Consider the following 10,453-nt stretch of genomic DNA (forward strand, 5'->3'; position numbering starts at 1 on the left):
ATAAAGAGTGTGCGCTGGGAAGTGGTAATTACACAAGATTTAAACAATTCAAGAGGTATTATGAGCCAGCAGGTTATACAGCCGATGGTTAAGTTCCAGCGTCAGGTGCATTCTCTCGTCACGTCTGACATTATCAAGCCGACAGACAGTATTTGGAAAATAGCTTTGCTTTATGGGGACGAATGGCCTTACTGGAAACAGCAACTCCTAGAGTTTGATTTTTCTATGCAAGACCCCGTTAGCGAGTTGATCGCTGTAGAAGCTTGGGACGAGGAATAACAGCCCAGACGGAGGGCTTTGGTATCTGGGAGAAATTAACAGGCGATCGGGTAAATTTATCAATAAATTTGCCGCTTCTAACTTCTTCCTGATGACGTTGGACGTTGGGCGTTGGACGTTCGATCGATCGTTCGATCGCTCACGACATAGCACTGATGACTAATGACTAATGACTAATGACTAATGACTAATGACTAATGACTTCTCTTAAAGGCAAGCTGCTAAAGCTCTAGCTAATTGTTTAGCGGTTTGAAAACGATCGCCCGGTTTAGTTGCTGTGGTTCGCAAAATGGTCTCGCGCAACGAACGTGCGATCGTCGGAATATTTTCCAGCTTAAACCCGTAACCTTGAGTTATTTTGCCATAAAACTTTTGAGGGCTTTCGCCCGTCAGCAAAAAAATTAAAGTAGGCCCGATCGCATATAAATCAGACTGAGGGAGAGGTTGTCCCCGGTCTTGTTCCGGTGCGGTGTAGCCTTCAACGCCGATGCGAGTGCCCGGTGGAGTGCCGATTTCTTTAACCGCACCAAAATCCAGCACTGTAATGCCATTGTCGCGGTGGCGTACCAGCAAATTAGCAGGTTTAATATCCCGGTGGACGATCGGGGGTTTTTGAGAGTGAATGTAATCCAAAATTTCACAGGTTTGGATCATCCACTCGATCGCCTGTTTGGGAGCAACAGGGCCGCGGTTGTAGATGCGTTTTTCTAAATCCTCGCCGTGAAGCATTTCCATTACTAAATATTTTTTCCCCCCTTCGACAAAAAAGTCAAAAAACTGAGGAATTCCCGGATGGTGGAGGGCCTTGAGAGTTTTAGCTTCGCGTTCAAACAGTTCTTGAGCTTTACCTATTTGAGCCATATCAGCATTCATTTCTTTGAGGACTACCAAGGAAGCTGCGGGAGAACTTCCGGGTTTTTGAGCTTTGGCTTTCTCTCGATCCCAAGCTAAAGTCGTTGTCCCCATACCGCCTTGGCCCAAGGTTCGCAGCACTTGGTAGTGACGGATAGTGCGATCGACTTTAATCGGTTCGCCGCAGTGGATGCAGAATAAATTCCCCGGCGGGTTTCCCGCGTGGGTACACCTCGGGGTGGCAGTATGGGCGGTAGGGATCGCCTCAATTTTGCCGCCGAATTCAATCGTGACAGCTTGGAAATGCAGAGTTGGGCCGCCCCGCGCCAACTGGATCAGCACACCGTCGGAGATCCAACCCTGAGACATCAGAATACCGTTAACAAAAGTGCCATTTGTTCCCGAATTGACTAAGTACCACTGACTGTCGGTGCCGCTTTTAACTCTTTGCAATTCCAGGTGTTCGCGCGACACAAGAGCATTGGGGATCACAACGTGATTTTCAGGAGAGCGGCCGATGCGGACAATGGACTCGCTCTCGAAACTCCACTGTTGCAGGGGGGTCTGTTTTTCTGGATCTAAAAGAGTCAGCAGCATTTTCGATTCATAGGATTAATTCTGCCCGGTAAGATTTAGATAAGGTGGACAAGACTGACATCAAGGACACATTTGAAACTTATTTTATTTCCTGCTTCTGTTTCGGGAGTCGGTTGCTTCCAGTCTACAGGCACGAATTCAGAACGGCGTATCCTTACTAACCGATAATAATGGAAATGAGAGATCGAATAATCGCTGCGTTTTCCCGATCGAGCAAAAGATTGTCAGACTCACAATCAAAAACTCGTTTTTTTAGCAGCATTGGTTGCCGATGACCGGAAGCACAACAAGTTTTTGATCGTAGATAGATTAAGCATTCACTTAATTAAATCGGAATTCAGGTAAGAGGACAGAAAGTCAAGCCTTGCCCGGAAAAAGCCGTTGCTGTTCCAGATAGCCCAACAATTACAGTTTTAACCTAGCGGACGAGGGCGCTGCTTTGGAACAGTGGACAGCATCCAAAATCTAAAAGCGAAATGCGCCTACCTGGGCGCGAATGATAATTGCCGTGAGGTTGTCGTGACCGTTGCATTTGTTGCCTAATTCAATCAACTCGGCAACTCCGCGATCCAGATTAGTCTGGGGATTCAACAGGGGTTCGAGAGTGCTTGACCAGTTAGTTTCGAGCAAATCATTATCTGTCAGGCCGTCGGAGGCCAAAATCAATAAAGTATCTTCGCACAAGTCTAAAAACTGCACGTCAGGCTTGAGAAAATTACCGTCTCGCGGGCCGAGGGCTTGAGTTAGTTGATAGGCGTCGGGACGGGAATAAGCAGTTTCCGGGTCAATCCCGCGCTTAATTTCGCGCTGTCCGACTTCGTGGTCTGAGGTAATTTTTTCTAGGGGCTGGCCTTTTCTGAGTCGGTAGAGGCGGCTGTCACCGACGTGGGCCACGGCGAATTTGGTGTCTTGAACTAAGACTGCGACTAAAGTTGTACCCATGCGGGCGCTGCCGGAGCGTTTGTCGTTTTGATTGATTTCAAAGATGGCTTTGTTGGCGAGGATCACTCCTTCGCGGATGGTGTCGGCCTGGGGGAGTTGATTTTCCCAACAGTTTTGAAAGAAGTCTCTGAGGGTTTCAGCGGCTAGTTGACTTGCTACTTCTCCGCTGTCGTGTCCGCCCATCCCGTCGCAGAGAATGTAAAGCCCTTTGGTTTGAAAGATGCGACCGAAGCAGGTTTCGAGTTTGTCTATCTGAGTCCAGATGCTGAAGAAGTCTTCGTTGTGGTCGCGGGTGCGGCCGACATCGGTGAGGCCTGCGTCTTCTAAGCTGTACATCTGGACTGGCATGGGCTGGGTTAAGACTTCGCCAGCGTCGGGGGGCGAGTTGTCGGGGATGCTATTTTGGAAACGGGTGGGGGTTAGGGTTAAGGTTGCTGCTGGTGGGGTTTGGAGTTCGAGGGGAACGGTTTCTAGGCGCGATCGCAATTCTTCGATGGTGTCAATCTCGCCTCGGTACATTTGTTGCAGCAGTTCCAGCAATGCGCCAAACTGAGTGCGAGCGGACTGGTTAAATATCGTCTCCCACAGTTGCCCCAAATCTATTAGTTGCAGGTTTGAGCCGGCGGGTTCGGGATAGAGGTATTGCATCCGCAAAGAGGCAAAGGAAAAGGAAGTGTCGGGGTTGACTCGCAAATTTGTCAGTTCCAGCAAGCTTTGCCGGCAGCGCCAGGGTTCTAGGGCTGCCCACAGTTCTGTCATTTCGTGCAGCCAGTACACAATTTGCTGGGTGGATGTTTCCGGCTGACTCCACCGTTCTACCAGCAGCGGCCATTGGGAGCAGTTTTCTAGCAGCAGCACTGCCTGTTTGTTGTCTGACCAGCTATCGTGAATGACTGGCAGGTTGTGAGAGAATTGCCAGCGGAGTGCTAGATAAGGTTCGGCTATGCCTTGGCAAAGCTCTGCTAAGGCGGAATTGGTCGAATTTTCTCCGTCTTTGATTGCTTTGTAGGGAGAAGTTCGTTTGGCGACGCTGGCAGAGTTGGCTGCTAGCATTGCTTTGAGCGGTGACATTTGCAGCGGCTGAGTGTCTAATACTTTTACTGCTACTGTGTCTGAGGGTTTTCTCGCCGGCAGGGTTTCTAGGAGTTGGTAACGCTGCTGGCTGTCTAGATAATCTCCCGCAGGCTGGGAAGAAATTAAATATTCGGAATTAGGGACGGGGATTTCTGGGGGTTGGGGAGATGCGACCTCGGGACTCTCTGTTGTTTGTGGGCTCGGAGCGGGCTGTGATGCTGCGATGAAATTGCTTTCAGATGGGGTTATTTCGCGCTCTGGTGCTGTTATAGAGCTTTTTTGGTCTGTTTGCCAGGATGCGGGGACGATCGCCTCCACGATGTTTTCTGGGTCAATATTTTCTGGGCTGCTGAATTCGGCGGCATCGGGCTGCGGAGAATTTGGTGCGGCGGCTGTTGCTGCGTCGGCGGTAATTTCTGTTTTAATCGGGTTGGCGATCGGTTCGGGAGAGTTTTGGGCTGATGCGGTTTCTAGAAGGTTGTCGGTTTTTTGGGCAAATTCGGCTGGGGGTATGGTTGACTGGTCTGGCGGGACTGCTAGAAATTTCGACGGACTGCAGATAATTGCCCGCCACACTTGACCTGTTGCGGTGCCGCAATTTTGACATAATGCGGCGCTAACAGCGACTTGGGCTCCGCATTCATGGCAAGGTTTGTAAATTAGGGAATTTCCGCATTGTTGACAAAACTTGTTTAGATTGGGATTTTCAAATTGGCAGCGGGGACAGAGGATCATAGGGCTTTTAAATTGGAGATGTGCGATCGACTCAAAGCGGTGGGGAGTTTTTGGTTTTGGGCTGTGAGTTATCACTTTTGAGTTTTTGGGCGTGACTCGCAACGGATAACTCCCATTGTCCTATGCCTTATTTTACCGGCATCAATTGAGAACTAAGATATTTCTTAGAACTGAGTTGTTGTACCGGCATCAGGAATCGGTCTGTCAAGGGATCTCCACAACAAAGTTTTTCGCTTCACAACCTTTGGGGCCCCGCGCCACCAGCGCAAGCGTGAACTCATAGCTGGAAAAAGCCCGAAGCCCCTGTTTAACAAGGGTTGCAAAGATTAGGTTAAAAGAAATTTTCTGTATAATCTTCTTGGACAACGGTTTCTCGGGCGATCGACACAATGGTGGAAAGGGGTACTTCACAAAAATATTTCCTGCGGAATTGTTCTTCGGAGACTGCTGCTAGGAATTGCGCTACAAAACCGACTGCTGGCGGAAAATTGGGCTCGTCGAATTGGGTTGAGGGACTAGAAAATAAGGCTTTGGAGATTTTCTCTCCCTTTTCTGCAGTTTCCGGTTGTCTGGTGATGTGAAAAGCTCGATCGCGATAATTGACTTGGAAACCAAGATTTTTTAGGGTTGTGAACCCCCATCGCAGGGCTGTGTCGCCGATGCCTAGTTTTTGGGTTAGTTGGTGTCTGGTGACTGGTTTGTTGGTGCGGCTGAGGTATTTGGCGATGCCGATAAGCTGTTGGCAGATTTGCTGTGGGGGCAATGGTGGGGGTAAACTGTAGGCGATCGCCAGTTTTTGCTTAGTCTGCTGCGCTTTCCGAAACCAGATCCGCAGTTCGTCCCAGCTTGCTGGACATTCTTTGAGGATAATTGAGTTTTCGCGATCGGCTATTTCCAAATAGTCGGGATTTTCTGCCAGCATTTGAGATCCTAAGTTTCTGCTAGCTGCTAACAACTCTTCATCGTTATTTCTATTCCGCCAGTCTACAATCCAATCTATTTTTGTCTGGGGATTAACTTGTTTCTCCTCCCTGGATTCCTGCACAGAAATCAACCGCACTTCATAGTCCGACGTGTAAGTATTGAAATCAAGTTCGACAGTTGCATCGCACCGCCCTTGGGGAACTTCGTCTCGGTAGTGTCCCCACCAAATGCCGGGAAATCCTCTATCGCTAGATTCATCCCAAACTTCAAAAGAAGTTTTGATATACTTTACTTGGTTTCCTTTTAAATCTTGAATATTCTTATTCTTGATATTCTGAAACCAGCAGTTTTCCACCAGCAATTTTGGTGCTGGGTTGCCCATACCGCAGGGTTCGAGCAATTTGAGTTCTTGAAATAACTCTTTCCCTAACTCGGCTACAGTAATTTTTAAATCTGCTTGAACGGGGGCTGCTGTTAAACTATCTGTGCTGTATTGTTGTCGGAGTTGTTGATTTACGGCATCGGTAAATATAGGGATATTTTCAACGGGGAGACTCAATCCGGCGGCGAAGGGATGACCGCCGAATCTGTCCAATAAATGTGCTTGGTCTTTGACTAATTGGTAAAGGTCGATTTGATTGGCGGAACGCGCCGAACCTCTGGCTATTGGGGATTTGGAATTTAGGATTTGGGATGGAGAAAGTGTTGCCAAATCCGGGTTTAAAGAATCAATTACTTGTATTTTCGCAAGACTGGGGTTAATTTTTTCGCTTCCTTCTGTGCAGAATAAAATGACGGGTCGGCCGTATTCTTGGGCGATTTGTCCTGCGACTAATCCTAATACTCCTACGGGCCATTGGGGGTCGCTGAGGACAATAACGCTAGTAGTTGAAAGGTCGAGTTTGGCGAGTTTTTCGGCTGCATCTTTGGCAACATCTTTCTGTAAAGATTTGCGTCTGGTGTTGGCAATTTCGGTTAAATTTGCTAGTTCTTCGCAGCGTTTTTTGTCGCGGCTGGTGAGGAGTTCTACGCAGAATTTGGCGTCGCCTTGAATGCGGCTGACGGCGTTGATTCTAGGGCCGATACCGAAGGAAATGTCGGTTGGGCGATCGCCCGTTCTTTTGCACAAATCGAGCAATTTTGCAACTCCCGGACGGGTGGGATTTTTGATTTGTTTTTGCAGTTGTTCTATGCCGATTTGTGCTAAATAGCGGCTGTCTCCTGTAAGTTGGACTAAATCGGCAATTAAGCCGATCGCCACTAACTCCAATAAATCTGTGAGCGGGCGCTGCGGAATATCCGGCAATGTGTGATATAATGCTTCGATTAATTTGTAAGCTACCGCAACGCCAGACAGGTTAAACAGTTGGTGGTTGGCCGGAAAGTAGCGGGGATTGATGATTGCTGTCGCTGGCGGGCGATCGTCCGGTAATGTATGATGATCCGTGATAATTGTATCGATATTTAAGCTAGTAGCATATTCGATTTCAGCAATATTTGTACTGCCGGTATCGCAGGTAATAATTAAGCTAATTCCAGATTCATGTAATTTATCTATGCCGGGGATATTGAGTCCGTGAGATTCAGTTAAACGGTTGGGAATGTAATAAGTTAATTGGTCATTTTGAGCAAAAAACTCTCCCAGTCCGTCCCAAAGTACCGAGGTTGAAGTTATGCCATCGGCATCGAAATCTCCCCAGATTGCGACTTTTTCGTTGCTATTTATTGCTTGCTGAATTCGTGCCATCGCCCAGTTCATTTCTAGTCCGAATTCAAAGGGACTTGCTGGTTGGTAAAGTTGGGGATTTAGAAAACCAGGGATTTGTTCTGGATTGTCAATCCCTCTGTGCCAGAGAAGTGCCGCCGCATAATTTCCGGGGAGTCCTGGCGCGTGTTTTTTGACAGCTTGGATTAGCCAATCTGGGGGTTTGGCTATGGGTTGATTTTGCCAATTTTGAGTTAATTCGACCATTTGACTTTAGATGTTTAATTATTTTGTTTAGTAGCTAAGTTAACCATAATTCTGTAGGGGCGGGTTTACCAACAATCTTTAATTAAAATCCACCATATAGCCTTTCTCAAAAAAGTGAGGTATGCCCAATGCCCTATGCCCTATGCCCAATGCCCTATGCCCAATGCCCTATGCCCAATGCCCTATGCCCAATGCCCTATGCCCGACAGTACCTCATCTTTCGCTTGAAAGGCTATATCTATAAACCCGCCCCTCGCTTGCTAACAAATCAGAAACCCGTTTTCTTCCTAAATTTATCGTTTATAGCCGCCAAAATTCGTAGAAACCGGGTTTCTAGCATCCCCATGCGTCCAAGATTGAAACTGTCCGAAGATTTTGCATAGTAAAAGGTTTAATTATATCGCGTCCTGTCGGTTGACTGCAATAAAATTGGTTCGCAGCATCGCATAGAAGTCGTGTGAAACTGCGGATTTAAGTCCGCACTACAAACTGTTTTTTATTATGGTCGATCGACCGAACATGATATTAAATAGATATTTCCTCGATTATAGCAAGATTTGGCAGCCAATTTGCGGGAGTTTCTGCCGGAAGGTTTAGTGAGGAAATTTGGGTGTCTTGGGTACGGTTGCATCTAGTGGCGAATTGACAGGAATCGCACAGATTGGCACTAATTTCTACTTGGGGGAAGAATTCGCCGCCTTCGGTATAGCGCTGTCGCCAGTCGGTTAGCTGCTGCAATATTTGGGTTAAATCTTGTTTTGTGCGATCGTGTTCTGTTTGATTGTAAGAAAATGTGAGTTTTTGTGGCGGTTCTTTTCCTTGGAATTGGACGAACCAGTATGTCATAGAAACTTGTTCGGGGGAATAATCGCTGGTTTCGACTAAGACGTATAAATAGAGGCGAGTTTGCCAACTTTCGGCTATCCATTTAGATTTTTGAGGGCGGGGATAGGTTTTCCAGTCGAGGATTTGGGCTGTGTTGGGTTCGGCGATTAATAAGTCGTAGATAACTGTGAATAGGTAATCTTGAAAAATTAAGATGCGCGGATGTTCGGCTTGGCGAAAAATGCGATCGCTATTTTCTGAGTTTGCGAAAAGTTCGGGGGCGGCGTTGATAAATGCTGCTACACAGCGCCCCAGTTCGGGGTCTTGTTGGATGATGGATTCAATGGGAAGTCCGAGTTCTCGCTGCTGCATCAAGAGGTGAAAATGGCTGCCCCATGTGAGTTTTTGTTTTTGTTCTGGGGATGTGGTGGTGGCGAGGAGTTCTAGGTAGCTATATTGAAATTTGCGGGCGCATTCTTTGAGGATTTTAAGTTGGGTTTGGGAGAGTCGGAGCATTTTTTTGTGTGATATTAAGAATTTTTTGTAAGGTTTTGTTGTGCAAATTATAAAATTTATGACTACCCAGCCTGGACGGCTTGGAGAAACGTCTCAAAAATCAATTTCAATCGCTATCAAAACTGAGATACTCCCACCCACCATACCAAATATTGTTGTATTTTTTTTGAAAGGGTACAATATTTGCATTTATTTAAACTGCCTACAAATTCCCAATCTGTTGAGCAAACCACATCGCCGCCGTCCCATTGCCTTCATTCAAAAGTTTCAAAGTCTCCGACAGCAAAGCAATTGGTAATCCCTCAAGTGCGCCAGAAATTTCGCATTCCTGATACTGCCCGTTTTCCTGCAATCGAAATGCCAAAACTCTTTCGCCCTTAATATCTACTACCCAATATTCAGGAATTCCCAAAGCAGCATACAAGCGCTTTTTTTGATCTAAATCGCTGGCCAAAGTAGTATCAGAAGTTTCTATCACTAAATCCGGGATTCGCGATTTATTCAGATTGACTCGGCGCGGTTCACCTTTTTGCCACTGGATGAAATCTCCGCCGACATATAAAATGCGATCGGGCGCACCTCCTCCCACCTTTGGCTTTTCAATTACACATCCACCCAAATCATCGAAAGCTTGTCCTCCTTTGCTGACAAACCAAAATCCAAACACCAGAGTCAAGAGGTTATTAAATCTGGCGTGCTGAGGCCCTTCATTTCCCATGTCTATCCAAAGATATCCTTCATAAAAAAATATTCTGGCTTCTTCCAAAGACGGATCTTTGCAAGCTGCTACATAATCTTCCCATGTCGCGGCTTGCCATTGGGGAATTTCACCCACTTGAGACACAATGAATTTTGCAGTTGTAGAAGTCATAATTCAAAACCAAATTAAGGATAGTTTTATCCTAACTGAAGTTGATATTTATCTGCTGGGAACCCAGAAACCGGGTTTTTGCTGAAAAGACACGTTACCAACCGCAAAAACCGCAAAAAAGCCGATTTCTTTATCATTTTAGATCGATCGCAACTTTCAAGCAAAAAATCGATCGCACTCAAACATCACAAAATCACTCTTTTGTCAAGACAAAAACACTTCCTTCATTGCCGCGCCCGATCCGCAAATCGCCATCCAAATAAGTAATATCCAGCCATCCCTGCTGTTCGCGAGTATCCAGCTTGAAATCTACAGCAGCAAACTTTTTCCCCGACTCAATCTCATCGATATATTTTGCCGGAGATTCATAGCCAATCAACCTGCTTAAACCCAAAATCGATCGCTCAAATTTCACCTGCACTCGCCGTTCCGAGGTGGCCTCAAATCTCGCAGCTACGCTGACAATTCCTTCTAAATAAGGCAATCCGTAAACTTCGGCAATGTTATAAATTTTTGATTCTTTGACGCGGATAGATTGATAAATTTGACCTAATTTTAACAGTGGAAAACTGTCAATATTCAACAGGGCGCGGCTGCTGGTGTACAACAACCGCCAATCACCTTCTAAAAGCTCTGCGGCTTCGACGGGGCGAGATGTAGGGTTGTAATCTTCCAATTGGGCGATCGCACTTAAAATCGCCTGTTTGTCGTTTGGAGTCGCCAGCAAACCGCGATTTTTACCAGCAATTATCTCTAATAGTCCAGATTTTTTAAGCATAGTTTTTTAAGAGTCAGTAGTCAGTAGTCAGTAGTCATTAGTCAGTAGTCAGTAGTCAGTAGTCAGTAGTCAGTAGTCAGTAGTCAGT

General features: G+C 46.5%; 7 protein-coding genes. 1 reads left to right on the top strand and 6 read right to left on the bottom strand.

The annotated features are described in order from the left end of the window. Positions 1 to 60 precede the first annotated feature (60 nt). On the top strand, positions 61 to 279 hold the full coding sequence (locus tag QUA97_RS23255) for a DUF4327 family protein (protein WP_006631282.1): 219 nt from the start codon (positions 61 to 63) through the stop codon (positions 277 to 279). Positions 280 to 486: 207 nt separating this feature from the next. Here QUA97_RS23255 and QUA97_RS23260 read toward each other — a convergent pair whose 3' ends face one another. The 6 genes from QUA97_RS23260 to QUA97_RS23285 form a co-directional block, all read right to left on the bottom strand. Continuing rightward, a complete protein-coding gene (locus QUA97_RS23260) occupies positions 487 to 1,728 on the bottom strand; it encodes a protein kinase domain-containing protein (protein ID WP_194066821.1) in 1,242 nt (413 codons plus the stop codon). Positions 1,729 to 2,193: 465 nt separating this feature from the next. Beyond that, positions 2,194 to 4,479, bottom strand: coding sequence for a serine/threonine phosphatase (locus QUA97_RS23265; RefSeq protein ID WP_228049861.1), 2,286 nt, complete (start codon positions 4,477 to 4,479; stop codon positions 2,194 to 2,196). Between the two features lie 331 nt (positions 4,480 to 4,810). Then, positions 4,811 to 7,375 carry a single-stranded-DNA-specific exonuclease RecJ gene (locus QUA97_RS23270; RefSeq protein ID WP_194071269.1) on the bottom strand — a complete coding sequence of 855 codons (2,565 nt, stop codon included), beginning with the start codon at positions 7,373 to 7,375 and terminating at the stop codon, positions 4,811 to 4,813. Positions 7,376 to 7,900: 525 nt separating this feature from the next. Next, a complete protein-coding gene (locus tag QUA97_RS23275) occupies positions 7,901 to 8,716 on the bottom strand; it encodes a PD-(D/E)XK nuclease family protein (RefSeq protein WP_194068827.1) in 816 nt (271 codons plus the stop codon). A 202-nt stretch (positions 8,717 to 8,918) separates the two neighbouring features. After that, the gene (locus QUA97_RS23280; RefSeq protein ID WP_194068825.1) at positions 8,919 to 9,587 is read right to left on the bottom strand and encodes a Uma2 family endonuclease; all 669 of its coding nucleotides are present in this window, start codon (positions 9,585 to 9,587) and stop codon (positions 8,919 to 8,921) included. A gap of 193 nt (positions 9,588 to 9,780) precedes the next feature. Next, positions 9,781 to 10,365, bottom strand: a complete 585-nt coding sequence (locus QUA97_RS23285) for a PAP/fibrillin family protein (protein WP_194068823.1) — start codon at positions 10,363 to 10,365, stop codon at positions 9,781 to 9,783. Positions 10,366 to 10,453: the final 88 nt, after the last annotated feature.

This window comes from Microcoleus sp. CZ3-B2, from assembly GCF_036705055.1.
GTDB lineage: Bacteria > Cyanobacteriota > Cyanobacteriia > Cyanobacteriales > Microcoleaceae > Microcoleus.